The sequence below is a fragment of the Stenotrophomonas sp. FBCC-B152 genome (assembly GCF_059134105.1).
This window is the reverse complement of record NZ_CP101442.1, coordinates 1,533,709-1,558,693: the sequence shown is the minus strand read 5'-3', so window position 1 is coordinate 1,558,693 and position 24,985 is coordinate 1,533,709. Positions and strand designations below refer to the sequence as shown.

At 67.5% G+C, this 24,985-nt stretch carries 22 protein-coding genes; 17 read left to right on the top strand and 5 right to left on the bottom strand.

From position 1 onward, the window contains the following. Window positions 1-96 precede the first annotated feature (96 nt). Together NMB40_RS07440 and NMB40_RS07435 are read left to right on the top strand one after the other, a co-directional pair. Complete coding sequence (locus tag NMB40_RS07440; RefSeq protein WP_068851775.1) at window positions 97-1,287, top strand: methyl-accepting chemotaxis protein; 1,191 nt, start codon at window positions 97-99, stop codon at window positions 1,285-1,287. 98 nt (window positions 1,288-1,385) lie between these two features. Next, entirely contained in the window at window positions 1,386-1,667 is a 282-nt protein-coding gene (locus tag NMB40_RS07435; RefSeq protein ID WP_494360616.1) for a hypothetical protein, read from the top strand. Window positions 1,668-1,733: 66 nt separating this feature from the next. Here the strand turns inward: NMB40_RS07435 and NMB40_RS07430 are convergent, their stop codons facing one another. Then, complete coding sequence (locus NMB40_RS07430; RefSeq protein WP_494360615.1) at window positions 1,734-4,538, bottom strand: bifunctional diguanylate cyclase/phosphodiesterase; 2,805 nt, start codon at window positions 4,536-4,538, stop codon at window positions 1,734-1,736. A 143-nt stretch (window positions 4,539-4,681) separates the two neighbouring features. Here NMB40_RS07430 and NMB40_RS07425 point away from each other — a divergent pair, with 143 nt between their 5' ends. Further along, a complete protein-coding gene (locus NMB40_RS07425; RefSeq protein ID WP_494360614.1) occupies window positions 4,682-6,784 on the top strand; it encodes a PAS domain-containing sensor histidine kinase in 2,103 nt (700 codons plus the stop codon). Between the two features lie 3 nt (window positions 6,785-6,787). Next, complete coding sequence (locus NMB40_RS07420; RefSeq protein ID WP_494360613.1) at window positions 6,788-8,545, top strand: EAL domain-containing protein; 1,758 nt, start codon at window positions 6,788-6,790, stop codon at window positions 8,543-8,545. Window positions 8,546-8,730: 185 nt separating this feature from the next. On the opposite strand, the gene NMB40_RS07415 is transcribed toward NMB40_RS07420, so the two are convergent. From NMB40_RS07415 to flgA, 4 genes are all read right to left on the bottom strand, one after another. Then, window positions 8,731-9,960 (bottom strand): ATP-binding protein, encoded by a 1,230-nt coding sequence (locus NMB40_RS07415; protein WP_448143990.1) that lies wholly within the window; start codon window positions 9,958-9,960, stop codon window positions 8,731-8,733. Between the two features lie 61 nt (window positions 9,961-10,021). Beyond that, the gene (locus NMB40_RS07410; RefSeq protein WP_473168603.1) at window positions 10,022-10,354 is read right to left on the bottom strand and encodes a flagellar protein FlgN; all 333 of its coding nucleotides are present in this window, start codon (window positions 10,352-10,354) and stop codon (window positions 10,022-10,024) included. Between the two features lie 2 nt (window positions 10,355-10,356). Continuing rightward, window positions 10,357-10,659, bottom strand: a complete 303-nt coding sequence (gene flgM / locus NMB40_RS07405; RefSeq protein ID WP_068851758.1) for a flagellar biosynthesis anti-sigma factor FlgM — start codon at window positions 10,657-10,659, stop codon at window positions 10,357-10,359. Window positions 10,660-10,740: 81 nt separating this feature from the next. Beyond that, the gene (flgA, locus tag NMB40_RS07400; protein ID WP_494360612.1) at window positions 10,741-11,403 is read right to left on the bottom strand and encodes a flagellar basal body P-ring formation chaperone FlgA; all 663 of its coding nucleotides are present in this window, start codon (window positions 11,401-11,403) and stop codon (window positions 10,741-10,743) included. 106 nt (window positions 11,404-11,509) lie between these two features. Between flgA and NMB40_RS07395 the strand changes: the two genes are divergently transcribed. The 13 genes from NMB40_RS07395 to NMB40_RS07335 all read left to right on the top strand — a co-directional run bounded on the left by NMB40_RS07395 (window position 11,510) and on the right by NMB40_RS07335 (window position 24,934). Continuing rightward, window positions 11,510-12,454 carry a chemotaxis protein gene (locus NMB40_RS07395; RefSeq protein WP_494360611.1) on the top strand — a complete coding sequence of 315 codons (945 nt, stop codon included), beginning with the start codon at window positions 11,510-11,512 and terminating at the stop codon, window positions 12,452-12,454. Window positions 12,455-12,893: 439 nt separating this feature from the next. After that, the gene (flgB, locus tag NMB40_RS07390) at window positions 12,894-13,289 is read left to right on the top strand and encodes a flagellar basal body rod protein FlgB (RefSeq protein ID WP_282245203.1); all 396 of its coding nucleotides are present in this window, start codon (window positions 12,894-12,896) and stop codon (window positions 13,287-13,289) included. A gap of 3 nt (window positions 13,290-13,292) precedes the next feature. Next, window positions 13,293-13,700 (top strand): flagellar basal body rod protein FlgC, encoded by a 408-nt coding sequence (flgC, locus tag NMB40_RS07385; protein WP_214903342.1) that lies wholly within the window; start codon window positions 13,293-13,295, stop codon window positions 13,698-13,700. Window positions 13,701-13,726: 26 nt separating this feature from the next. Next, window positions 13,727-14,407: a flagellar hook assembly protein FlgD gene (locus tag NMB40_RS07380; RefSeq protein WP_282245209.1), complete on the top strand. Its 681-nt coding sequence runs from the start codon at window positions 13,727-13,729 to the stop codon at window positions 14,405-14,407. A gap of 31 nt (window positions 14,408-14,438) precedes the next feature. Further along, on the top strand, window positions 14,439-15,662 hold the full coding sequence (gene flgE, locus NMB40_RS07375; RefSeq protein WP_494360610.1) for a flagellar hook protein FlgE: 1,224 nt from the start codon (window positions 14,439-14,441) through the stop codon (window positions 15,660-15,662). A 35-nt stretch (window positions 15,663-15,697) separates the two neighbouring features. Next, window positions 15,698-16,450: a flagellar basal body rod protein FlgF gene (locus tag NMB40_RS07370; protein WP_068851737.1), complete on the top strand. Its 753-nt coding sequence runs from the start codon at window positions 15,698-15,700 to the stop codon at window positions 16,448-16,450. Window positions 16,451-16,555: 105 nt separating this feature from the next. Further along, complete coding sequence (gene flgG, locus NMB40_RS07365; RefSeq protein WP_068851734.1) at window positions 16,556-17,341, top strand: flagellar basal-body rod protein FlgG; 786 nt, start codon at window positions 16,556-16,558, stop codon at window positions 17,339-17,341. 22 nt (window positions 17,342-17,363) lie between these two features. Next, window positions 17,364-18,056: a flagellar basal body L-ring protein FlgH gene (flgH, locus tag NMB40_RS07360; protein WP_494360609.1), complete on the top strand. Its 693-nt coding sequence runs from the start codon at window positions 17,364-17,366 to the stop codon at window positions 18,054-18,056. Between the two features lie 7 nt (window positions 18,057-18,063). Next, complete coding sequence (locus NMB40_RS07355) at window positions 18,064-19,200, top strand: flagellar basal body P-ring protein FlgI (protein ID WP_494360608.1); 1,137 nt, start codon at window positions 18,064-18,066, stop codon at window positions 19,198-19,200. Continuing rightward, the gene (gene flgJ / locus NMB40_RS07350; RefSeq protein WP_494360607.1) at window positions 19,200-20,426 is read left to right on the top strand and encodes a flagellar assembly peptidoglycan hydrolase FlgJ; all 1,227 of its coding nucleotides are present in this window, start codon (window positions 19,200-19,202) and stop codon (window positions 20,424-20,426) included. Before NMB40_RS07355 ends, flgJ begins: the two co-directional genes overlap by 1 nt. An 8-nt stretch (window positions 20,427-20,434) precedes the next feature. After that, on the top strand, window positions 20,435-22,312 hold the full coding sequence (flgK, locus tag NMB40_RS07345) for a flagellar hook-associated protein FlgK (protein ID WP_494360606.1): 1,878 nt from the start codon (window positions 20,435-20,437) through the stop codon (window positions 22,310-22,312). Then, complete coding sequence (flgL, locus tag NMB40_RS07340; RefSeq protein WP_494360605.1) at window positions 22,309-23,514, top strand: flagellar hook-associated protein FlgL; 1,206 nt, start codon at window positions 22,309-22,311, stop codon at window positions 23,512-23,514. Before flgK ends, flgL begins: the two co-directional genes overlap by 4 nt. A 247-nt stretch (window positions 23,515-23,761) precedes the next feature. Continuing rightward, on the top strand, window positions 23,762-24,934 hold the full coding sequence (locus tag NMB40_RS07335; protein WP_494360604.1) for a flagellin: 1,173 nt from the start codon (window positions 23,762-23,764) through the stop codon (window positions 24,932-24,934). Window positions 24,935-24,985 lie beyond the last annotated feature (51 nt).

The window sequence follows — 24,985 nt, the reverse complement described above, 5'->3', positions numbered from 1 at the left end:
CGGTCGTCACCCACCGGCGCACAAAAAAGTGCGCCGTGGCTAAAGCAAACGGGGGTACGGCCGATACATCCTCCGTGCACCTCCCCGAGAACGTCCATGTACTCACGCCTCTTCACTAGTCTGGCCGCCCCCCTGGTCCTGACCCTGCTGCTTCCCTTCGCCATCGGCTTTGAATGGCCGGCCGCCCTGCGCTGGGCGATCCTGACCACGATGACGCTCAGCTGGCTGGGGTTCGCGTGGTGGACCGCCCGCGCCCAGACCCAGCGCTCGCCCGAGCATGCCCGCATGATGCGGGAACAGGACCAGCTGCTGACCGAGCTGCGCTCGTTCGTCGGCAACGAAATCGACGGCTCGCGTGGCGAGATCGAACGCGCCCGTGACCTGATCCGCCAGGCCGTGGCCGGCCTGGGTGGCAGCTTCGATGCCATGAACCGCAAGTCCCGCCAGCAGAGCCAGGCACTGGCCCGCATCGTCGACCGCGCCGGTGAAGACGGTGGCGCCGGCGTCGACGTGGCCCGTTTCGCCCAGCACGCCAGCCACCGCATGGAACAGCTGGTGGAAGCGCTGGAACAGGTCAGCGGCCAGAGCAGCAATACCGTGCAGCACATCGACCAGATGGCGCAGCACCTGGATGGCATCTTCGCGCTGCTGGAAGACGTCAAGTCCATCGCGGACCAGACCAACCTGCTGGCGCTGAACGCGGCCATCGAAGCGGCGCGTGCCGGTGAAGCCGGTCGCGGCTTCGCGGTGGTCGCCGACGAGGTGCGCAACCTCTCCGAGCGCTCCACCACCTTCAACGAGCAGATCCGCAAGCTGGCGCACAGCTCCAAGGATGCGATCGCCAAGGTCCGCGAGACGGTCTCCAACATGGCCTCGCGCGACATGGACCGCTCCCGCGAAGCGCGTCACGAAGCCGCCGCCATGCTCGACAACGTGGCCCAGATCAACGCCTCGCTGGGCGAAGGCATGCGCGAGATCTCCGAGTGCGGCCGTGCCATCGACAGCAGCGTGGCCGAAGCCGTGCGCGCCCTGCAGTTCGAGGACATCGCTACCCAGGCCCTGGGCGGCGTGCACACCCACCTGGACCGCCTGACCTCGATCAACCGCGAAGCGGTGGGCCTGCAGGAACTGCTGCACCGTAACGGCGGCGTGTTCGATGCCGAAGTGGCCACCGCGCTGCAGCGTACCGGCAACCGCCTGCGCGAAATGCGCAGCGAATGGGAACGCCCGCCGCACAAGCCGGTGAGCCAGCAGAGCATGGCAGCCGGTGCGGTTGAACTGTTCTGATCCGTGACTGGTGCCGGCAACGTCATTCCTCGAAGGCCCCGGCATTGCCGGGGCTTTCGTGCGTGTAGCACCCTGACCCCACTGTTGAAGACTGCCGCATGCTGTTGAACGCTGCCCCCAGCCCACTGATACCTGCCGGAAACGGCGCGTCGCCCGACGCCGTGGGCGAGGTCATCCACCCTGCCCCGGTGCCCGTGCCACCGAAGAGCGGCCGTGCGCTGTTGGCGGTACTGGAACAGCAGGCGCAATGGGAACTGGCTGGGATGATGGCAACGGCCCCGACGGCAGCGCCGCTGGATCCCGCGTTGGCGGGACTGGCCTGGGACCTGGGATTGAGCGGGACCGCGCTGGACGCGTCCGCATCTACCGACGCCACATAGCAAAAAGCAGGTCCGGTTGATGACCGGACCTGCTGATGCTCCAGCGCGTGCAACGCCCGCGGGCGGTTACGGCGCGACCGGAACCCGGGGCGATTCGCCGACCACTGCCGGTAGTGCCTGCAGCTGTCCGCCACCGAGCTTCAGCCACTGCGCCAGGTCACGCGGGGTAAGCGGGCGCGAGTACAGGTAGCCCTGGATCTCATCGCAGCCCTGGCGGCGCAGCATCGCTTCTTCCTGCTCGGTTTCCACGCCTTCGGCCACCACCTTCATGCCCAGGGCGTGGCCCAGGTGCACGATGGCCTGGGTGACCTCGGCGGTGCCGGCATCGTGGAGCATGCCCTGCACGAAGCTGCGGTCGATCTTCAGGCGGCCCACCGGGAAACGGTTGAGGTAGTGCAGGTTGGAGAAGCCGGTGCCGAAATCGTCCACCGCCAGCGGCACGCCGTGCCGCTCCAGCACATCGAAGCAGTGGCGCAGCACGTCGGTGTCACGGATCAGGGCCGATTCGGTCAGCTCCAGCTCCAGCCGCTGCGGCGCCCAGCCATGGGCGTGGCAGATGTCGATCACCCGTTCGGCGAAGCCGTGGTCGCGCAGCTGCACGGCCGACACGTTCACCGCGATCCGGTCGAACTTCAGCCCGGCCCGGTCCCACACCGCCGCCTGGCGGCAGGCCTCGGCCAGCACCCAGTCACCGATGCGCACGATCTCGCCGCACTTCTCGGCAATGGGAATGAACTCGGCAGGACTGCAGTAGCCGATGCCCGGGCGGTGCCAACGCAGCAGCGCCTCGATGGCCGGTGGCTGGTCCTGCGCGGCATGCAGCAGCGGCTGGTAGGCCAGGCTGAACTCTTCGCGCTCGATGGCGCCCAGCAGCGCGTGCTCGATCTCCAGCTTGCGCTGGATGCGCAGCAGCGCGTCCTGGCTGTAGTACTGGTAGGTATTGCGCCCGGCTTCCTTGGCGGCATACATGGCCGCATCGGCCGCGCGCAGCAGCGAATCGAAATCCGTGCGACCTTCGTCGAGCATCGCAATGCCCACGCTGGCGCCCACCTTCAAGGTGGTGTCACCGCGCTGCAGCGGCTCGGCCAGCGAGGCGATCAGCTTGCGCGCCACGTGCCCGGCATCTTCCGGGTCGGCCAGGTCGCGCAGCACCACGATGAATTCATCGCCGCTGAAACGCCCGAACAGGTCGGCGTTGCGCAGGTTCTGGTGCAGCCGCGCCGCCGCTGCCTTGAGCAGCGCATCGCCGGTGGCGTGGCCGAAGGTGTCGTTGATGGTCTTGAAGCCATCCAGGTCGATGAACAGCATCGCCAACGGTGCGCCGCGATCGCGCGCTTCCTCGATGGCGTCGGCGGTCTGCTCGCGCAGCAGCATGCGGTTGGGCAGGCCGGTGAGCAGGTCGTAATGGGCCAGCAGCTCGATCCGCTCGTTGGCTTCGCGTTCGCGGGTGATGTCACGGAACAGCACCACGAAGCGGGTCGGCAGGCCATCGCGATGGTCCAGCTCGATCAGCACCTGCACCCAGATGCGCAGCCCGGACTGGCGATAGAAGCACAGGTCCAGCTGTTCCGGCAGGCCGCCGGCGGCAATGCGCGCCAATGCGGCCTCGAAGGCGTCGCGCGAATCCTGCGTGTACAGCGCCAGCGCCTGGTCCAGGCTGATCGGTTCCTTGCGCAGGCCGTGGATGCGGTAGCACTCCTCGGTCCACTGCATGTGGCGGGTGGCCACGTCGATCTCGCAACCGCCGATGCGGCCCAGCGCCGAGACCCGGTTGAGCAGCTCGGTACGCCAGCGGATCAGCGCATCGGTCTGGTGTTGTTCGGTGATGTTCTGGACCTGGCCGAGCAGGCGCTGGATGCGCCCGTCCGGGCCCAGCAGCGGCTGCATCCACAACCGCAGGTGCAGCGCGCCGTCGTTTCCGCGCGGCAGCTCCAGCGCCAGCGTGCTGGGCTTGCCATCGCGCAGCATGCGCCGCCAGGCCTGCCGCAGCAGGCCGCGCGAACGCGGTTCGAGCAGGCGCAGCCAGTGCCGCCGGCTGCTCAACGGGGCGTCGCCCACGCCGAGCAGGGCCCGGAACTCGGGCGACCACCAGAACTGGCGGCTGTCCGGGTCCCACGACCAGCTGCCCATGCTGGCGATGCGCTGCGCCTCGCGCAGGTGCACCTGCTGCTCCAGCAGCAGCGCTTCCATCTGTTTCTGTGCCTGGATGTCGGTGTGGGTGCCGACCATGCGCAGCGGCTGTCCGTCAACGGTACGGGCCACCACGCGGCCGCGGTCCAGCACCCAGCGCCAGTCCCCTTCGGGGTGGCGCAGGCGGTACTGGGCCGTGTACACCTCCCCCTCGCCGCGCAGGTGCGCGTCCAGCGCCGCGCGCACCGCCGCCTGGTCGTCGGGATGCACCGGGGCCAGCAGGGCCTGCCCGGCGTCGGCCGACGCGTGTTCGTCCGCGCCGGCAGGCGCGTCATGCCAGCGCTGCGAACGGCTCACCGCGTCGCTGGGCAGGTCCCAGTCCCACAGGCCATGGCCGGCATGGTCCAGCGCTACTTCCCAGCGGCTGCCCGCGTAGGGGGCCACCGGTTCGGGCACGCTCAGGGTGAAGGCCAGCAGGTTGCCGTCGGCATCGTGCACGGCGCGCATCCAGCCATCGAAGCGCCCACGCGGCCCGCCCGGCAGCTGGCACGGCACCAGCCCGCCATCGGCGGCCAGCAGCCGCAGGTCTTCCAGCAGCTCGCCGTAGGCCGCCACGGTTGCCGGCAACCCATGTTCGCGCGCGGCCGGGTTGGCGGCGAGCGGACGCCCGGTCCGGTCCAGGATGACCAGGGCCGAGGCCAGGGGGTGCTGCAGCAGACTCGCGATGATGCCTTGGTCCACGCGGTATGACTCCGATAACGCACCCGACAGCCGGGAACGCAATCGTTAGCGGCTGTTCTGGTCGATAGTTGAGCCTTGCGTGCGCCCGGGGTGTCCCAGCCACTACTATGGACCGCCTACCCAACCCCATCCCGTCGCGACCCATGCCCGTCGTCCCGCCCGGCCCGCCCGCACCGCACCGTCGTGACCACCCGCTCGCCCAGGCCCTGCGCCGCGACCGCTGGCGGGTGGTGCTCGGCTATCTGATGCTGGCGCTGGTATGGATCCTGTGCAGCGATGCCGCCGTGCAGGTGCTCACCGCCGACCTGGCCACGGCCGCGCGCTGGCAGACGGCAAAGGGGGCATTCTTCGTCATCCTCAGCGGCGCGGTGATCTACCTGCTGCTGCGTCCCCTGGCCCAGCACGTGCTGCAGACCCATGTGCGGCTGGAGCACTCCGAACAGCGGCACCGGCAGCTGTTCGAAGGCAACCCCGGCCCGATCCTGGTCTACGACCTGGACACCCTGGAGATCCTGGACGTGAACCCGGCCGCCAGCAGCCTGTTCGGCTGGAGCCGCGACGAGTTCACCGCGATGTCGATGACCGCGCTGTGGCCGCCCGGGGATGAAGCCGCGCTGGCGGCCAAGCTGGAGGAGATCCGCGCGCAACCGGACCAGCTGTGCGTGATCACCGCCGATCTGGTGCTCAAGGACGGCACGCCCCGGCGCATGGAGATGCGCAGCAACTACCTGGATTACGCCGGGCGCCCGGCGCGCCTGCTGATCGCCATCGACCGCACCCGCGAAGACCAGGCGCTGCGGCGCCGCGACCAGGCGCTGACCCGTGTCGAGGAAGCGCACGAAATGGCGCGGATCGGCGCCTGGGAAGTCGACCCGTCCACCGGGCTGGGTCGTTACTCCAACCAGGTCTACCACCTGCTGGGCCGGCGCCCGCCCGAAGCACGGCGCTGGCACCGCTTCGAGGAGCTGCTGGTCCCCGCCGACCCGACCACCGCCGCACTGACCGAACAGCTGCTGCAGGACATGCGCGGCGACCGGGTACAGATCGACCTGCTGCTGCCGCTGCTGGCCATGGACGGGCGGGCGCTGATGGTGCACCTGCGCGCCGAGAGCGGCACCGATGATGCCGGCCGGCCGCGCGTGCTGGGCACGTTGCAGGACGTGACCGAGCGCGAGCAGTCACGCCGGCTGCTGCGCGAACGCGAGGAACAGTTCCGGGAGCTGGTGCGGGTGCTGCCCGACGGCGTAGTGATCCTGTCGGACGAACACGTGCTGTATGCCAACGCGTGCGCTGCCGCGCAGTTCGGCTACGGCCAGCACACCCTGCTCGGCGAGCCACTGTCGGCGCTGGTGGTGGCCACCGACCTGGCCCGGGTACGCGCGCAGCTGTTTGCCAGCATTCCGCTGCCCAGCAGCGGCAGCGAAGTGATCGGCATGCGCCGCCAGGGCGGCGAGCGCTTCCAGGCCGGGCTTGCGGTCGGCGAGGTGCGCTATGGCGGCCGCAACTGCAAGCTGCTGATCGTGCGCGACCTGAGCGAGCCGGAGCGTATCCGCGAGGCACTGGAAACCAGCAACCGCGAGCTGCAGGCGATGGCCGGGCGGCTGTTCTCGCTGCAGGAAGACGAGCGCCGTGCGATCTCGCGCGACCTGCACGACGACATCGGTCAGGCCATCACCGCCATGAAGCTGTCGGCGTATGCGGCGCAGGATGAGGCCGATCCGCAGCGGCGCGGCGAGGACCTGGAGCAGATCATCCACCTGGCCGACGCCACCGTAGGCAAGCTGCGCGACATCTCCACCCTGCTGCGCCCGCCGCAGCTGGATGCACTGGGCTTGGAGGCGGCGTTGCGCTGGCAGGCCGGGGTGCTGTTCCGTTCCTCGCCGATCGAGCTGCTGGCCGACATCGCGGCGCTGCCGCGGCGCCCGCAGGGTGAGATCGAGCAGGCCTGTTTCCGCATCGCCCAGGAAAGCCTGACCAACGTGCTGCGCCATGCGCGCGCCAGCCAGGTGCACCTCACGCTGCAGGATGTGCAGGACCATGGCCTGCACCTGCAGGTGCGCGATGACGGCGAAGGGTTCGACCCCGATGGCCCCCGCGGGCTGGGCCTGATCGTGATGCGCGAACGCGCGCAGAGCGCCGGCGGCACCCTCAAGATCGAGTCGGCGCATGGCGCCGGCACCCTGGTCGACCTGTTCCTGCCTTACCGCAGCGACGGCGTGGCCACCCCCGATACATTGGAATACTGAGTCATGTGGAACCCTTCCCTGCCCCTGGTCAGCATCGAGGACGCGCCGCCCCGGCTGGGCGCCGGCAATCCCGCGCTGCAGGCGATGGTGGCCGAGGCCGCCTCCGGTGGCACGCCGTTGATGCTGATGCACGTGGATATCGACCATTTCGCATCGGTCAACGAGAACATGAGCGCCGAGGTCGGCGACCAGGCACTGGTGCTGGTAGCGCAGCGCCTGCAGCACCACCTGCGTGGCCGCGGCAAGCTGTGGCGGCATGGCAGCGATGAGTTCCTGATCGCGGTACCGCGCACCGCCGACCTGCCGCTGCCGGACGACCTGGCCGAAGAGATCCGCCAGCAACTGGAGCTGCCGCTCTCGGTCCTGCCGTACACGTTGTTCATGACCGGCAAGCTCGGCGTCAGCCTGTGCCCGGAACATGCAACCGAGACCTCACGCCTGCTCGACCATGCCGAGGATGCGCTGTACCAGGCCGCCCGCGAAGGCGGCAATGCGGTGCGCATCCACGCGGTCAACACGCCGTCCAGTGCGCACAGCGAGAGCATCATCGCGCGCCAGATCGTGGACGCCATTCCCAATGGCGAACTGAAGCTGCGCTACCAGCCGCTGGTGAGCGCCCGCGATGGCCACGTGGTGGGCATGGAAGCGCTGCTGCGCTGGCAGTCGCCGACGCTGGGCATGCTGGTGCCGGAACGCTTCATGCGCACGGCCGAGCGGCTGGGCATCATCGTGCAGATCGGCACGTGGGTGCTGGAGGGCGCGCTGAAGCAGGCCAAGCTGTGGCGCGACCTGGGCTTCGATGACTTCACCATCGCGGTGAACGTGTCGACGCTGCAGCTGCTGCGGCCGAACTTCTTCGCGGAGGTGATGGCGCTGATGCAGACCGCGGGGGTGCCGGCGCACATGCTCACGCTGGAGATCAACGAAAGTGCGCTGACCAACAACGTCAATTTCGTGCACGAAACGCTGGTGAACCTGCGCAATGAGGGCATCAGCCTGAGCCTGGACAACTTCGGTACCGGCGATTCGAGCCTGAGCGCGCTGGTGCGCTATCCGGTGGACAAGCTGAAGATCGACCGCAGCTTCATCAAGAGCGCGCCGGCCGGCAACCGCGAGGCGGCGATCGCGCGCGCGATCATCGCCATGGGCCATCAGCTGGGCATGACGGTGATCGCCAACGGGGTGGAGTCGCAGGCCCAGCTGGGCTTCCTGCGCCGCAACGACTGCGATGTGTTCCAGGGCTATCTGTTTGGCGAGCCGATGTCGGCCGACGCGGCGGGCATGACGCTGCGCCGGCGCTACCTGCGCCCGGAGGCGTTCGCTGAAACCCGCCCGGACCGCACGCTGCTGCTGCTGGACGACGAGGAGAACGTGCTGCGTTCGTTGGTGCGGCTGTTCCGCCGCGATGGCTACCGGATCCTGGCGGCGGGCAACGTGCGCGATGCGTTCGACCTGCTGGCGATCAACGATGTGCAGGTGATCCTGTCGGACCAGCGCATGAGCGACATGAGCGGCACGGAGTTCCTGGGCCGGGTGAAGATGCTGTACCCGGACACGATCCGGCTGGTGCTGTCGGGCTACACGGACCTCAACACGGTCACCGACGCGATCAACCGGGGCGCGATCTACCGCTTCCTGACCAAGCCGTGGAACGACGACGAGCTGCGCAAGCACATCCACCAGGCGTTCCGCACCCACGAAGAACAACGCCGCGCCAATACTGCCCAGCCGGTTGCTGTTCCTTCGCCGGAGAGTGAGTAAAAAGCAGCGTTTCGGTTGCTACGTGCTGGGGAGGGCGACGGGCAGCCCACTACGGGACACGCCGTAAACCCATCCATGGGGGCTTGGCAAAAACATCCATGTTTTTGACAGTCCCTCCGTGGGCTACCCGCCGCCCTCCCCCGATGGTTGGTCGCGGGCGGAAGCAAACGGCGGACACCTGCGCTTTAACGCGGCTGCTTGATCGGCAACACCAGCCGGAATCGCGAACCCACGCCCGGGGTGCTGTCCAGGTCGATGCGCCCGTGGTGTTTGTTGATGATGCTGTAGGAAATCGACAGCCCCAACCCGGTGCCGCTGCCCACCGGCTTGGTGGTGAAGAACGGGTCGAAGATGCGCTGGCGCAGGTCCGGGGAGATGCCGCCGCCGGTGTCTTCGAACTCCACCCATGCGTAGTCGCCATCTACACCGGTACGCACGGTGATGGTGCCGCGTTCGGCAATGGCGTGGCCGGCGTTGAGCAGCAGGTTCATGTACACCTGGTTGAGCTCGGAGGGCAGGCATTCCACCAGCGGGAGCTGGCCGAACTCGCGCTTCAGGTCGACCTTGTACTTGAGCTCGTTCCAGATGATGTTGATGGTCGATTCCAGCCCCGAGTGCAGGTCGACCAGCTTCCACGACTCGTCGCGGCCGGAATAGGAGAAGTCCTTCAGGTCGCGCACGATCCGGGTGACGCGCTCGATGCCTTCGCGCGATTCGGCCATCAGCTGCGGCAGGTCGCGGCTGATGAAGTCGATGTCGAAGCGGTTGCGGATATCGTCGATTTCGGGAATCAGGGCCTTCGGGTCCGGCGCGCGCAGTGCGCGTTCGTAGGCTTCGATCACGGTGAACAGGCTGCGCAGGTATTCCTGCAGGCTGCCCAGGTTGGAGTGCACGTAACCGATGGGGTTGTTGATCTCGTGCGCCACGCCGGCGGCGAGCTGGCCGATGGACGCCATCTTTTCCGACTGCAGCAGTTTTTCCTGGGTGCCGTTGAGGCGCAGGTAGGCCTGGCGCAGCTCGGCATGGCGCTGCTGCAGCTCGCGCTCGTAGTCTTCCTGGCCTTCGATGCGGCGGAACAGGGCCAGATAGTGGCGCTTGCCGGCATCTTCCTGCTGGTAGACGTGGGCGATGACCATGCGTTCGCCCACCGGCAGGCTGCCGTTCCAGTGGCCGTGCAGGCGGGCGTGCTCCAGGGCATCGGGCGGCAGCAGCTGGCGCAGCCATTGCGCGGGATCCACGCCGGCGTCGATCTCGGCCTGGCCAAGCATGCCGCGCACGGCGGCATTGGCCACGGCGACGCTGCCGTCATCACGGAACAGGAGCACGCCTTCGTTGATGCGCTCGAACAGCGCAAGCAGAACCGGCTGCGGCGGCAGCGGTGCGGTGACAAAAGTGGTGGGCACGGTCACGGTCACATCGGGGCAGTTGAAACAGGTGCCCACTATATCCGTGTTGGAGCGCGATCCGGGGTGGCGCTCAGGCGACGGCCAGCGGCCGCCGCGTATGCAGGGTGTTGGCCTGGCCCTTGGCGTCGTACGCCGAGGAGGCTTCGCTGCGGCCCAGCTGGCGCAGCGCCCAGTTGACCTCGCGGCGGCGGCGCGCCAGCAGCACGCCGTTGGCGCGGTTGCGCTCGGCCAGTTCCTGCAGGCGTTCGTTCTGCCCCACCGGCAACACCTGCTCCAGCGCACGCAGCGCATCGAGCTTGGCGCTGGTGGCGCGGATCAGGGACTGGACGTCATGCTCCACCAATGCCTGGCGTTCGACGTCCAGGGCATCGCTGAGGCGCTGCAATGGCTCGCTCATGGCCAGCTTCATTTCTGCAGCTGCTGGTCCAGCTCAAGCATGCGCGAGGCGATCGCGTCCGGGTTGATCTTGTAGGTGCCGTTCTGCAGCGACTCGCGCACGGCCTGCACGCGACCGGCATCGATCGCCGGGGCGGTGCTCAGTTCGCGCTGCAGCGCCTGCAGGCTGGTGGCCTCGCCGGTCAGCTTCAGGCTGTCGGCCGCTTCCACCGGCCGCGCCGGGGCATCGGTGCTAACGCTGGGCTTGTTACCCGGCGCAATGCTGCGCAGATGGGCGGTCGCCTGCAGGTTGCCGTCGATTTTCTGGCTCATGGGTTGTCCTGGGAGTTACGGTTCACAAGGGATAACGGCACGGGGGCCGGCATCTTTAGGAGATTTTGCGTGCTGGAGTGGTCAGCGCGTCACAAAAACGTCGCCACTGGCCGCCACCGTGCCCTGGACCACCTTGCGTGACGACAGATTTTCCACGGATACGCGTTCATTTTCACCTGCATCGGCCAGTGCCTTGCCCGCCACCCGGACTTCGACCCCGCCAAAACGGGAGACCAGTGCGACGCTGTCGCCGCGGCGGATGAGACGCTGGGCGACCAGGTCGTTGGCCGACAGCAGGCTGCCGGCACTCAGCGTACGCCGCGCCACCCGCCCCACCGCCACGGCCGGATCGGCCAGGGCGGCACCGGCAATGCGGGCCACGTCACGCTGTGCTGTGGTGATATCGGCCATGCCGATCGTTTCTCCAGCGGCAATGCCACGATTGAGGATCAGCACGGTCTGGTTGCGGCGCACCTTCACCGGTACGAACAGGCGCCAGCCGCCCGCGTCGGGGCAGCTGACCTCCACGGTGCTGGTGCCGGTGGGCTGGGCGCGCAGGTCCTGGCCGCAGGCCGGCAGGCGCAGCGCCGAATCCAGGGTGGTGTCGCCTTCGCTGCCGGCCGGCAACGTGGACAGCGCGGCGGCGCGGATGCTGTCTACCGGCTGCCAGCCGCCGGCGGCCCGGGCGTGCGGGGACGCACCTGCCAAGGCGATCAGCGTGGCAACTATAAGAAGGATACGCATGGCGGCTCCGGGGGCATGGCACATGCGCAGCACCATGCAAGCGCCGTGCCGTTCACGGGCTCATCTGCCCGCTCAAGGGAACGCGGTTGGCGCCGATACCACTCCCATGTCACATGACCTGCTCAACCGCATCGACCAGCGCACGCGCCTGGCTGGCCACAACCGCCTGGCCCTGCTGCTGTTCCGCCTTGGCGGACGTCAGCTTTTTGGCGTCAACGTGTTCAAGGTGCAGGAAGTCCTGCGCCGGCCGGACCTGTTCCAGGTGCCCGGGCTGCCCAGCCAGTTCGCCGGCGTGGCCGACGTGCGCGGCCGCTCGGTGCCGGTGCTGGACCTGGGCCTGGCAATCGGCCACCCCGAGCGCGAGCCGGACGCCGACAAGGCGCCGGGCTACCTGGTGGTGACCGAATTCAACCGTTCGATCCAGGGCTTCCTGGTCAGCGGCGTGGAGCGCATCGTCAACATCGCCGTGGAAGACATCCATCCGCCGCCGGAGCTGGGCGCCGAATCGAGCTACCTGACCGCCGTCACCCGCTTCCAGGGTGAGCTGATCCAGGTGATCGACGTGGAAAGCGTGCTGGCCGACATCGCCCAGGTGCGTGGCGAGGCCGTGCTGGACCCGTCGATGGCGCTGCCGGCCGACGCCCCGCAGCTGCAGGTGCTGGTGGTGGACGACTCGCGCGTGGCCCGCCAGCAGATCCGCAGCGTGCTGGACCAGCTGGGCGTGGGCGCCACCCTGCTCTCGGACGGCAAGCAGGCCCTGGACCACCTGCTGCAGATCCACGCCGCCGGCGAAAACCCGGCCGAGCGTTACGCCATGGTCATTTCGGACATCGAAATGCCGGCCATGGACGGCTACACCCTGACGACGGAAATCCGTCGCCACCCGGGCCTGGCCGGCCTGTACGTGCTGCTGCACACCTCCCTCTCGGGCGTATTCAACAACGCCATGGTCGAACGGGTCGGCGCCAACGCCTTCGTGGCCAAGTATTCCCCGCACGAACTGGCCGATTTCATGCTCGATTGCCTCCGGAAGGTCGCCCTCGCGGCGTGAGGCGCTAAAAGCAGCGGCACGTTATCGCTTGCAGGGCCGGGGCGGAGGGGGTTGCGGGACACGCCGTGAACCCATCCATGGGGGCTCGTTCGCGCCATCCATGGCGCTCTACGGTCCCGCAACCCCCTCCGCCCCGGCCCTCGATACATGGCTGGCGCCTGCCTATCCCGGGCAACCATGAACAATGCAGCCGGGCGAAGCCCGGCTCTACCCCTCCGACTGTTCAAGGCTTGCCCTGCGGCGAGGCGATGTCGGTTGGCGGGGGTCGGCAGGGCCTGACGGGACTGTCAAAAACATGGATGTTTTTGACAAGCCCCCATGGATGGGTTCACGGCGTGTCCCGGCAGGTCCTGCCGACCCCCGCCCTCCCACGCAATGAATCGCTGCTTTTTGGCATGCCGCTTGCACCACTCCCCACATCGTCCCGTGGGAGAGCGCCATGCCCAACCTGATTTCCGACTATCTGGGTGTCCATGCCCAGGCCATGCCGTTGCGCGAGCAGCGGATGAAGCTGATTGCCAGCAACCTGAGCAATGCCGATACCCCCGGGTACAAGGCCCAGGACCTGGACTTCGATGCCGCCCTGCGCAACGCGCAGGGTGCCGACAGCAACGGCCTCATGCGGACCACCAATGAGCAGCACTTCACCATCGGTGGTGGGCTCAACCCGTTCCAGATCACCAAGGAAGGCGTGCAGCCGAGCATCGACGGCAACACCGTCGATCCCGATGCCGAGCGCGCCGCCTATGGCCGCGCTGCGCTGGAATACCGCGCCTCGCTGAGCTTCGTCGAATCCAAGGTGCGCTCCATGCTCACCGCGATCACGGGGCAATAAGCCATGAGCAACCTGCCCATTTTCGATATCGCCGGCTCCGCGCTGCAGGCCCAGTCCGTGCGCATGAGCACGCTGGCCTCCAACCTGTCCAACGCCGACACCATCGCCGGCTCGGCCGATGCCGTCTACAAGCCGCTGGAACCCATCTTCCAGTCGGTCACCAGCCGCACCGACCCGAACATCACCACCGTCCAGGTCAAGGAAATCAGCCAGAGCAACGCCGCGCCGATCAAGCGCTACGAGCCCGGCCACCCGCTGGCCGATGGCGATGGCTACATCTACCAGCCCGATGTCGACCCCGTTGCCCAGATGGTCAACCTGATCTCGACCTCGCGCAATTACCAGGCCGGCGTGGAGATGCTCACCACTGCCAAGGAACTGGCGCTGGCCACCCTGACCATGGGTCGCTGACCCTTCTTATTGCAGGACATACCGTCATGAGCAGCACCAGCGGCGTCGGCAACACCGACATCTACAGCGCCTTGGGCCTGAACGCACCCAACAGCAGCACCACCAAGAAGAAGGACACCCTGGACCAGGCCGACTTCCTGCGCCTGATGACCGAGCAGCTGCAGCACCAGGATCCGCTCAAGCCCATGGACAACACCCAGATGGTGGCGCAGATGGCGCAACTGTCGCAGGTGCAGGGCATCAACGACCTCAACAGTACCGTCAAGGGCTTCCAGGAATCGATGGCCGGCGACCAGGTGCTGCGCGGCGCCGCGCTGGTCGGCCACGACGTACTGGTGCCCTCCACCAAGTGGCAGCTGGAGGCCGAAGGCGATACCAGCGGCATGGTCGCCGCGCCCGGCGCCGGCTACGTCACGGTGGACATCACCGACGCCAACGGCGTGAAGGTCACCCAGCTCAGCGTGGAAGCCAAGGAAGCCGGCGAAGTGACCTTCGACTGGGATGGCAAGGATGCCAACGGCAACCGCATGGCCGCCGGCAGCTACACCATCGCCGCCACCCACACCGACAGTGCCGGCACCCAGACCAAGATCAATACCTACGTCGAAGCGCCGGTGGAAAGCGTCACCGTCGGCTCGGACGGCCTGTACCTCAACCTCAAGGGCCTGGGCACGGCCCCGATCGACTACGTGCTGCGCGTCAGCTGAGTCCCTTCGTCACGCATCCAAGGAGAACCCCATGGGCTTCAACATTTCGCTTTCCGGCATCAATGCCGCCAATGCCGACCTGAACGTCACCGCGAACAACATCGCCAACGTCAACACCACCGGCTTCAAGGAATCGCGCGCCGAGTTCGCCGACCTGTTCTCGGCCACCAGCTACGGCCTGTCCAAGAACGCGGTCGGCTCGGGCGTGCGCCTGACCAACGTGGCCCAGCAGTTCTCGCAGGGCAACAACGAACAGACCGGGCGCAGCCTGGACATGGCGATCTCCGGTGAGGGCTTCTTCACCATGAACATGAACGGCGCCCGCGTGTATTCGCGCGCCGGCAACTTCCAGACCGACCAGGCCGGCTACGTGACCAACCCGCAGGGTGCACGCCTGCAGGTGTTCGCGCCCAATGCCGACGGCACCAGCTTCGACAGCGGCCGCCTCACCGACCTGCAGCTGCTCACCACCGACAGCCCGCCCAAGCAGACCGGCAAGGTCAACGTGGCCTTCACCCTGCCGGCCAACGCCAAGCAGCCGACCCTGGCGACCTTCGACCCGACCGATTCCAACAGCTACAACCAGTCCACCGGCGGCATCACCGTGTACGACTCGCTGGGCGTGAGCCACACCCAGACCTCGTACTTCGTCAAGACCGCCACCGCCAACGAATGGCAGGTCCATAACTACGTCGATGGCCAGGCAGTGGGCACCCCGACCACGCTGAGCTTCAACGATGCCGGCGCGCTGACCAACCCGGCCAACGGCCAGATCGTGATGGACCCGTTCACCCCGACCACCGGCGCCGGCACCCTGGCGATGACCCTGGATGTCACCGGGTCGACCCAGTACGGCGAGAAGTTCGCGCTGCGCAACACCCAGCAGGACGGCTACGCGGCCGGCAAGCTCAATGAGATCACCGTGTCCGAAACCGGCGTCGTCTACGCCCGCTACACCAACGGCGACGACAAGCCGCTGGGCCAGGTCGCGCTGACCACCTTCAACAACTCGCAGGGCCTGGAAGCCAAGGGCAACAACCTGTGGGTGGAAACCTTCAGCTCCGGCACCCCGCGTACCGGCGCACCCGACAGCTCCAACCTGGGCAAGGTCCAGGCCGGTTCGCTGGAGTCCTCCACGGTCGACCTGACCGAGCAGCTGGTCAACATGATCACCGCCCAGCGCAACTTCCAGGCCAACTCGCAGATGGTCTCCACGATGGACCAGATCACCCAGACCATCATCAACATCCGTTGATGAGCCACTGATCGCAGCAGCACGGGAATACAACGATGGACAAGGCGCTCTACGTCGCGATGACCGGTGCACGTGCGTCCCTGCAGGCGCAGGGCACGCTGTCGCACAACCTGGCCAACACCGATACCCCCGGATTCAAGGAAGCCCTCGCCAACACCGAGGCCTTCCCGATCAAGGGTGCCGGCTACGCCTCGCGCGTGGACGCGCTGCACGTGGATGCCGGCTTCAACCGGCGCCAGGGTGCCCAGCACATCACCGGCAACGCGCTGGACCTGTCGCTGGACGCCGGCAACTGGCTGGCCGTGCAGGCGCCCACCGGCGGCGGTGAGGCCTATACCCGCGGTGCATCGCTGTCGATCACGCCCAATGGCCAGCTGGTGACCGCCGGCGGCCATCCGGTGCTGGACGAGAACGGCGCCCCGATCGCGATTCCGCCGCACCAGGCGATGGACATCGGCAACGACGGCACCATCTCGATCATCCCGCAGGGGGAAGGCCCGCAGACCATGGCGGTGATCGGCCGCCTGCGCGTGGTCGCCGCCGAGGATGCGCGGCTGGAGCGCGGGCTGGACGGCCTGATGCGCAACACCGACCCGCAGCAGCCGTTCGTGCAGGCCCAGGGCAAGTCGCTGGACAGCGGCCAGCTGGAAGGCAGCAACGTGGATGCCGCCGGCGCGCTGGTGCAGATGATCCAGCTGCAGCGGCAGTACGAAATGCAGGTGAAGGTGATCAAGCACGGCGACGAAAACGCCCGCAGCGCCAATTCCCTGCTGCGCCTGGGCAGCTGACCGGCGGCCCCGACGTAATTCCGGCGCGGTTGTGGCACGCGCCATGCATCAGCCAGGACAACGGCCACCCCGCGTGGCCACCCGCATCAACACAGGAACAAGGCCATGAACCAGGCATTGTGGATCGCCAAGACCGGACTGGATGCGCAGCAGACGCGCATGTCGGTGGTTTCCAACAACCTCGCCAACACCAATACCACCGGCTTCAAGCAGGACCGTGCCAGCTTCGAAGACCTGCTGTACCAGCAGGTGCGCCAGCCCGGCGGTTCCTCTTCGGCCCAGACGCAGCTGCCGACCGGCCTGCAGCTGGGTACCGGCGTGCGCGTGGTGGCTACCTCGAAGAACTTCGAACAGGGCAGCCAGCAGCAGACCGGTCGCGCGCTGGACGTGATGGTCAACGGCCGCGGCTTCTTCGAAGTGCAGATGCCCGATGGTTCGTCGGCTTACACCCGTGACGGCTCGTTCCAGCGCAACCAGCAGGGCGAACTGGTCACCAACAGCGGCTACCCGGTGCAGCCGGGCATCCAGATTCCCGAAGGCGCGCAGTCGCTCACCATCGGCACCGACGGCACCATCAGCGTGAAGATGGCCGACGACGCCGCCTCGGTGGAAATCGGCGCGCTGACCCTGACCGACTTCGTCAATCCGGCCGGCCTGCAGGCACGCGGTGAAAACCTTTTCCTGGAAACCACCGCCTCCGGCCCCGCACAGAACGGCAACCCCGGCCTGAACGGCCTGGGCAGCGTGGTGCAGGGTGCGCTGGAAGGCAGCAACGTCAACGTGGTCGAAGAGCTGGTGTCGATGATCGAAACCCAGCGCGCCTACGAAATGAACGCCAAGGCGATCTCCACCACCGACTCCATGCTCGGCTACCTCAACAACAACGTCTGATCGGTTGAACCGGGAACCTGCCATGTCGCCTCTGCGCCCTACCCTTCGCCTGCTGCTCGCCAACGCCGTAACCGCCCTGCTCGGCGGCTGCGTCATCGCGGGCGATGTGCGCCCCTATCCGGCAATGGCGCCGGTCGTGCCCGTGGTCGCGCCCAGCGCACCGGCCACCGCCGGGGCGATCTACGCCTCGGGCCCCGGCCTGCAGCTGTATTCCGACCGCCGCGCACGCGATGTCGGCGACCTGCTGACCATCACCCTGACCGAAAGCACCACCGCGCAGACCACGGCCAACACCAGCACCGACAAGGAATCCAACCTCGCGCTGGGCACGCCCACGCTGTTCGGTGCGCCGGTGACCCTCGGCGGCAAGGACATCCTGGGTGCCAGCGCAACCGGCTCGCGCGACTTCACCGGCAAGGGCACCAGCGCGCAGAGCAACCGCCTGCAGGGCAGCGTGACCGTGACCGTGATGCAGCGCCTGCCCAACGGCAACCTGGTCGTGCAGGGGGCCAAGAACCTGCGGCTGAACCAGGGGGATGAGCTGGTGCAGGTGCAGGGCATCGTGCGCGCGGCGGACATCTTCCCGGACAACACCATTCCCTCCAGCCGCGTGGCCGATGCGCGCATCGTCTACGGCGGCCGCGGCCCGGTTGCCCAGTCCAATGCGATGGGCTGGTTGAGTCGTTTCTTCAACTCGGCGCTGGTGCCGTTCTGAGGCTGATATGAAGAGCTTGCTTTCGATGATTTCCGCGAATCCACGCAGGGCGTGGATCTACGTCATTGCTACGTCCCTGCTCTGCATCTCCTCTGCTTCGGCTGAGCGGATCAAGGACCTGGCCCAGGTCGGCGGCGTGCGCGGCAATGCGCTGGTCGGTTACGGCCTGGTGGTCGGCCTGGATGGCAGCGGTGACCGCACCAGCCAGGCCCCCTTCACCGTGCAGAGCCTGAAGAACCTGCTGGGCGAGCTGGGCGTGAACGTGCCGGCCAACGTCAACCCGCAGCTGAAGAACGTGGCCGCCGTGGCGATCCACGCCGAGCTGCCGCCGTTCGCCAAGCCGGGCCAGCCGATCGACATCACCGTGTCGTCGATCGGCAACGCGGTGTCGCTGCGTGGCGGTTCGTTGCTGATGGCGCCGCTGCGCGGCGCCGATGGCCAGGTCTACGCCATCGCCCAGGGCAACCTGGTGGTGGGTGGCTTCGGCGCACAGGGCAAGGATGGCTCGCGGGTGTCGGTCAACGTGCCCAGCGTCGGCCGCATTCCGAACGGCGCCACCGTCGAACGTGCCCTGCCCGACGTGTTCAGCGCCGGCGGCGAGATCACGCTCAACCTGCACAAGAACGACTTCACCACCGTGTCGCGCATGGTTGCGGCGTTGAACAACGCCTTCGGCGATGGCGCCGCGCGCGCCGTGGATGGCGTCACCGTGGCGGTGCAGTCGCCCCAGGACCCCGGCGCACGCATCGGCCTGCTGGCCCGCATCGAGAACCTCGAACTCACCCCCGGCACCGCGCCGGCCAAGGTGGTGGTCAACTCGCGTACCGGCACCGTGGTGATCGGTTCGCAGGTTCGGGTCGGCGCCGCCGCCATCTCGCACGGTTCGCTGACCGTGACGATCAACGAAAATACCAACGTCAGCCAGCCCAATGCCTTCGCCGGCGGCCAGACCGTGGCCACGCCGCAGTCCACCATCACCGCCACCAACGACGGCAGCCGCATGTTCAAGTTCAACGGCGGCAGCACCCTCGATGAGATCGTGCACGCGGTCAATGCCGTGGGCGCCGCCCCGGGCGACCTGATCGCGATCCTAGAGGCGCTCAAGCAGGCCGGCGCGCTGAGTGCCGAACTCGAGGTGATCTGATGCGCATCCAACCGTCACTGGAGCTCAATCCGGCCCAGGCCAACAGCCCGGCCAAGGTCGACAAGGTCGCGCGCCAGCTGGAAGGCCAGTTCGCGCAGATGCTGGTCAAGAGCATGCGCGATGCCAGTTTCGGCGATTCGCTGCTGCCCGGCGAAAACCAGATGTTCCGCGACATGTACGACCAGAAGATCGCCGAAGCGATGACCAAGGGCCGCGGCCTCGGGTTGTCGGCGATGATCTCGCGCCAGCTCGGCGGCGGCGAAACCGAGGCCACCAAGCCCACCGATACGCGCCTCGATCCGGCCGCGGCGCTGCGCGCCTATCGGCTCAACGCGCCGGCCGCAGCACCCATGACCCTGCCCGCGTCCGGTGCAGCGCCGTCCGCGCCAAGCGAAGTGGAGCTGCTGCAGCAGCTCGGCGGGCAGGCGCCGTTGGCGGTGCTGCAGCCGATGGAACGCGCCCTGGACCTGATTGCCGGCCGCGAAAGCAGCCAGATGCATGAAGCGATCGGCCGCAGCGATCCGTATGGGGCCGCGCCCGCCACCGATCCGTCCAGCGACAACTGGGCCATGGCCGACGACCGCTGGCGCGATGTCGGCACCACCGCCGCCACCCGCACCGGCCCCAGTGCCGTGGACACGCTGGCCGGCAGCACCGCTGCCGCCCAGCTGGGCGCGCATACCCCCGAAGGCTTCGTGGCCAGCATCTGGGGCCACGCGCAGCAGGCCGCGCGCGAACTGGGCGTGGATGCCAAGGCGCTGGTCGCCCAGGCCGCGCTGGAAACCGGCTGGGGCCGCAAGCTGGTGCAGCGCAATGGCGGCGGCAGCTCGCACAACCTGTTCGGGATCAAGGCCAGCGGCTGGAGTGGCGAGCGCGCCACCAGCGGCACGCACGAATACGTGGATGGCGTGCGCCGCAACGAAACCGCCAGCTTCCGTGCCTACACCTCGGTCGGCGACAGCTTTGCCGACTACGTGAAACTGCTCAAGAACAGCCCGCGCTACCAGAACGCGCTGCAGGCCGGTGGCGATGTCCGCGGCTTCGCCCAGGGCCTGCAGAAGGCCGGCTACGCCACCGACCCCAGCTACGCGGCCAAGATCGCCGCGATCGCCGGCGGCCCGACCATCGAGCGCGCCATCGCCGCCGTGGGCGATGCCAGCCAGCGCCTGGGTCGCACCTTTGCCAGCACCGCCAGCCCCGCCGGGCTGGGGGCAATCCGTCGTTGAGGTAAACCATGTCCGTACTTTCCACCGGCACCAGCGCCCTGCTCGCCTTCCAGCGCGCACTGGCCACCACCAGCCATAACGTCGCCAACATCAACACGCCCGGCTACAGCCGGCAGAAGGTGGACTTCGCCACCGCCAGCCCGCAGAACCTGGGCTATGGCGATATCGGCAACGGCACCCGCATCACCGACGTGCGCCGCGTGGCCGACCAGCTGGCGATCTCGCGCCTGCTCGACAGCAGCGGCGAACTGGCGCGGCTGAAGCAGCTGTCCACCCTGGCCGACCGCGTGGATTCGCTGTTCTCCGATACCGCCACCAATGTGTCCGGCGTGTGGTCGAACTTCTTCGATACGGTCAGCGGCCTGTCCTCGAATGCCTCGGGCACCGCCGACCGCCAGAACGTGCTGGACAACGCCGGCACCCTGGCCAGCCGTTTCAAGCAGCTCAACGAAAGCCTCAACTCGCTCAATGGCGAGGTCAACAACGGCCTGATCGCCGGCGCCTCCGAGGTCAACCGGCTGGCAGCGGAGATCGCCCAGCTCAATGGCGCCATCGGCAGCAACGCCAACACCGCCGCACCAGACCTGCTCGACCGCCGCGACCAGCTGGTGGCCAACCTGATCGGCTACACCGGTGGCACTGCGGTGATGCAGGACGGCGGCTTCATGAACGTCTATACCGCCGGCGGCCAGGCCGTGGTGGTGGGCACCACCGCCAGCAAGGTCACCACGGTTACCGATCCTTACCAGCCTGAGCGCCTGCAGCTGGCAATGGAAACCCAGGGCCAGAAGATCACCCTGGACCCGAAGAGCCTGGGCGGCCAGATCGGCGGCCTGCTCGAGTTCCGCGATTCAGTGCTCACCCCCACCCAGGCCGAGCTGGGCAAGCTTGCCGTGGGCCTGGCCAGCAACTTCAACGACACCCACCACCAGGGCGTCGACCTGTACGGCAACATGGGCGGCGATTTCTTCAACTACGGCAGCCCGCGCGTTACCGGCAACACCGGCAATACCGGCACCGCCAGCTTCAGCGCCAGCTTCGGCGACCTGTCCAAGCTGGACGGCCAGAACATCGTGCTGAAGTTCGACGGCGGTGCCTGGCAGGCCACGCGTGCCGATACCGGTGCTGCCGTGCCGATGACCGGCACCGGCACCGCGGCCGACCCGCTGGTGCTCAACGGCGTGGAAATGGTGATGTCCGGCACCCCGGCGCAGAACGACCGCTTCCTGCTGCAACCCACCGCCGGCGTGGCCGGCACCCTGTCAGTGGCCATCACCGACACCTCGCGCATTGCCGCCGCCGCGCCGATCAAGGCCGCCGCCGGCCTGGGCAACACCGGCACCGGCAAGGTCAGCGGCGTGGCCGTGGGCGACTACACCAACGCGAACCTGCGCAACCCGGCCGCGATCGTATTCACCAGCGCCACCGAATACACCATCGATGGCACCGGCCCGTTCACCTACACCGCCGGCCAGACCATCAGCGCCAACGGCTGGAGCTTCGTGCTGGACGGTGCGCCCAAGGTCGGCGACAGCTTCAACATCAGCCCCACCCCGGCCGGGTCCAGCGACAACACCAACGCCCTGCTGCTGGCCAAGGTGGAAGACGCCAAGACCTTCAATGCCGGCACGGTCACCCTGAACGGCGCGCTCGGCGGCCTGACCACCCTGGTCGGTTCGGCCGCGCGCGCAGCCGACTACTCGCTGCAGGCCCAGCAGGTCATCACCGACCAGGCACAGGCCTCGCGCGACTCGGTCTCCGGCGTCAACCTGGACGAAGAAGCCGCCGACATGCTCCGGCTGCAGCAGGCCTACCAGGCCGCCTCGCAGCTGATTTCCACTGCCGACACCATGTTCCAGACCATCCTGGGAGCCGTTTCGCGATGAACAACCGAATCTCCACCGGGATGATGTTCAACCAGTCCATCTCGATGATGATGGCCAAGCAGAGCAAGATGAACCACCTGGAGCAGCAGCTGGCCACCGGCAAGAAGCTGGTCAGCGCCAAGGACGACCCGGTCGCCGCCGGCACCGCGGTCGGCCTGGACCGCGCCGTGGCCGAACTGGACCGCTTCGCCCGCAATGGCGACGTGGTGGAAAACCGCCTGGGGCTGCAGGAAAACGCGCTGGCCCAGGCCGGCGAGATGATGGCCCACATCACCGAACTTACCATCCAGGCCAACAACCCGGCGCTGTCGGCGGCCGACCTGAAGTCGATCGCCTCGGAACTGAAGAGCGTGCGCGACGGCCTGCTGTCGCTGGCCAATTCCACCGACGGCACCGGCCGCTACCTGTTCGGCGGCACCGACGACGCCGATGCACCGTTCAAGCTCAGCAACGGCGTGGTCACCTACAACGGCGACCAGACCCAGCGCCAGGTGGAAGTGGCGCCGGACACCTTCGTCAAGGACGCCCTGCCCGGCAGCGAGATCTTCCTGCGCATCCGCACCGGCGATGGCACCCTGGACGGCAGTGCCGACGGCACCAACACCGGCACCGGCGTGCTCACCACCTTCGGCCGCGACCCGGCCTCGGGCAGCTGGGATGGTGCCAGCTACACCCTGCGCTTCACCGGCCCGGACGCCTATGAAGTGGTCGATGCGACCAACACCGTGGTCAAGACCGGCGCTTTCAAGGCCGGCGAAGACATCACGTTCGAAGGCGTTTCCATGCGGATCGAAGGCGAACCCAAGGCGGGCGACAGCTTCGGGATCGGCGCTGCCGATGCCCGCGACATCTTCTCCACCCTGGACGGCATGATCAACGCCCTGGACAACGCCGCCGACGACCCGACCGCCGTGGCCCGCCAGCAGAACATCCTGCAGGCCGGCATCCGTGACGTCGCCCGTGCCTCGGAGAAGTTCATCGACGCCCGCGCCGCCGGCGGTGCCCAGCTGAAGGCCATCGACGATGCCGGCGCCCTGCGCGAGGCCAACGGCGTGACCCTGAAGACCACCCTGTCGGCCATGCGCGACCTGGATTACGCCGAAGCCATCGGCCAGTACCAGCTGGAACAGATTTCCCTGCAGGCCGCGCAGACCATTTTCACCCAGATGCAGCAGATGTCGCTGTTCAACGCGATCCGCTGACATAGCGCGCACGCCGGGCGCCAAACGCCCCGCGCTGCAGGCTTTCGCGCGTGTTCCGGCCGCTGCCGGACGCGCGCGACCACCGACCATCACCCCACCCGGGTGATGTTTTCCGCGTATTTTTTCTCAAGGCTTCGCGCCAACCGCCGTTATCTCTCCTGCAACAGCTGCATCCGCCACGGGTGCGGACTCTGCGTCAACTCCGGGTGCACGCCGCGGCCGGAACTTGCCCACAGGAAAGAGATAAATGGCACAAGTAATCAATACCAACGTGATGTCGCTGAACGCACAGCGCAATCTGTCGACCAGCGGTTCCAGCCTGGCCACCACGATCCAGCGCCTGTCCTCGGGCCTGCGCATCAACAGCGCCAAGGACGACGCGGCCGGCCTCGCCATCTCCGAGCGTTTCAGCACCCAGATCCGCGGCCTGGACGTGGCCGTGCGCAATGCCAACGACGGCATTTCGCTGGCCCAGACCGCCGAAGGCGCGATGGTCGAAATCGGCAACAACCTGCAGCGCATCCGTGAACTGTCGGTGCAGTCGGCCAACGCCACCAACTCCGACAGCGACCGCGAAGCGCTGAACGCCGAAGTGAAGCAGCTGACCTCGGAAATCGACCGCGTTTCCCGCCAGACCAACTTCAACGGCACCAAGCTGCTGGATGGTTCGTTCTCCGGCGCGCTGTTCCAGATCGGCGCCGATTCGGGCCAGACCATCGGCATCAACAGCATCGTTGACGCCAGCACCGCCAACCTGGGCAATGGCCTGTATGCCGCCGCCCAGACCTCAGATGACCCGATCCTGGCCGGTACCGCCACCGCCGCAGGCAAGGTCGGCGGCATGGTCATCAACGGCAAGACCATCGATGATGTGGCTGTCGCCGTAGGCGACAAGGCCGCAGACGTCAGCAAGAAGGTGGTCAATGCGATCAACGACAAGATGGACCAGACCGGCGTTTATGCGTCGCTGAGCTCCACCGGTGAGATGACCCTGACCTCGCTCAAGTCCGGCAAGGACCTGACCTTCACCGCCGGCGCCAGCACCGCCGCCGGCCTCACCGAAGCGTTCGATGGCATTGCAGCAGCGACCGCCACCGCCCGCGACACCGTCGGCGGCGTGGACATCTCCTCGGTTGCCGGTGCCCAGAAAGCCCTGTCGATCGTCGATGACGCACTGAAGGCAGTGAACTCCTCGCGCGCCGACATGGGTGCGATCCAGAACCGCTTCACCTCCACCATCGCCAACCTGAACACCACCTCCGAAAACCTGTCGGCCTCGCGCAGCCGTATCCGCGACACCGACTACGCCAAGGAAACCGCCGAACTGACCCGCACGCAGATCCTGCAGCAGGCCGGTACCGCAATGCTGGCCCAGGCCAACCAGTCGCCTTCCAGCGTGATGAGCCTGCTGAACGGCTGATCATTCAGCATCTGATGTAACAAAAACCCCGCCCCGGCGGGGTTTTTTGTT

Excerpts from the sequence above, each read along its gene's own strand:
- NMB40_RS07435 (WP_494360616.1), top strand. The coding sequence starts at position 1,386 with ATGCTGTTGAACGCTGCCCCCAGCCCACTGATACCTGCCGGAAACGGC.
- flgH (WP_494360609.1), top strand. The coding sequence starts at position 17,364 with ATGTCGCCTCTGCGCCCTACCCTTCGCCTGCTGCTCGCCAACGCCGTA.
- flgB (WP_282245203.1), top strand. The coding sequence starts at position 12,894 with ATGCCCAACCTGATTTCCGACTATCTGGGTGTCCATGCCCAGGCCATG.
- NMB40_RS07420 (WP_494360613.1), top strand. The coding sequence starts at position 6,788 with ATGTGGAACCCTTCCCTGCCCCTGGTCAGCATCGAGGACGCGCCGCCC.
- flgA (WP_494360612.1), bottom strand. The coding sequence starts at position 11,403 with ATGCGTATCCTTCTTATAGTTGCCACGCTGATCGCCTTGGCAGGTGCG.
- flgG (WP_068851734.1), top strand. The coding sequence starts at position 16,556 with ATGAACCAGGCATTGTGGATCGCCAAGACCGGACTGGATGCGCAGCAG.
- flgL (WP_494360605.1), top strand. The coding sequence starts at position 22,309 with ATGAACAACCGAATCTCCACCGGGATGATGTTCAACCAGTCCATCTCG.
- NMB40_RS07370 (WP_068851737.1), top strand. The coding sequence starts at position 15,698 with ATGGACAAGGCGCTCTACGTCGCGATGACCGGTGCACGTGCGTCCCTG.
- flgE (WP_494360610.1), top strand. The coding sequence starts at position 14,439 with ATGGGCTTCAACATTTCGCTTTCCGGCATCAATGCCGCCAATGCCGAC.
- flgC (WP_214903342.1), top strand. The coding sequence starts at position 13,293 with ATGAGCAACCTGCCCATTTTCGATATCGCCGGCTCCGCGCTGCAGGCC.
- flgJ (WP_494360607.1), top strand. The coding sequence starts at position 19,200 with ATGCGCATCCAACCGTCACTGGAGCTCAATCCGGCCCAGGCCAACAGC.
- flgK (WP_494360606.1), top strand. The coding sequence starts at position 20,435 with ATGTCCGTACTTTCCACCGGCACCAGCGCCCTGCTCGCCTTCCAGCGC.
- flgM (WP_068851758.1), bottom strand. The coding sequence starts at position 10,659 with ATGAGCCAGAAAATCGACGGCAACCTGCAGGCGACCGCCCATCTGCGC.
- NMB40_RS07425 (WP_494360614.1), top strand. The coding sequence starts at position 4,682 with ATGCCCGTCGTCCCGCCCGGCCCGCCCGCACCGCACCGTCGTGACCAC.
- NMB40_RS07335 (WP_494360604.1), top strand. The coding sequence starts at position 23,762 with ATGGCACAAGTAATCAATACCAACGTGATGTCGCTGAACGCACAGCGC.
- NMB40_RS07395 (WP_494360611.1), top strand. The coding sequence starts at position 11,510 with ATGTCACATGACCTGCTCAACCGCATCGACCAGCGCACGCGCCTGGCT.
- NMB40_RS07440 (WP_068851775.1), top strand. The coding sequence starts at position 97 with ATGTACTCACGCCTCTTCACTAGTCTGGCCGCCCCCCTGGTCCTGACC.
- NMB40_RS07355 (WP_494360608.1), top strand. The coding sequence starts at position 18,064 with ATGAAGAGCTTGCTTTCGATGATTTCCGCGAATCCACGCAGGGCGTGG.
- NMB40_RS07380 (WP_282245209.1), top strand. The coding sequence starts at position 13,727 with ATGAGCAGCACCAGCGGCGTCGGCAACACCGACATCTACAGCGCCTTG.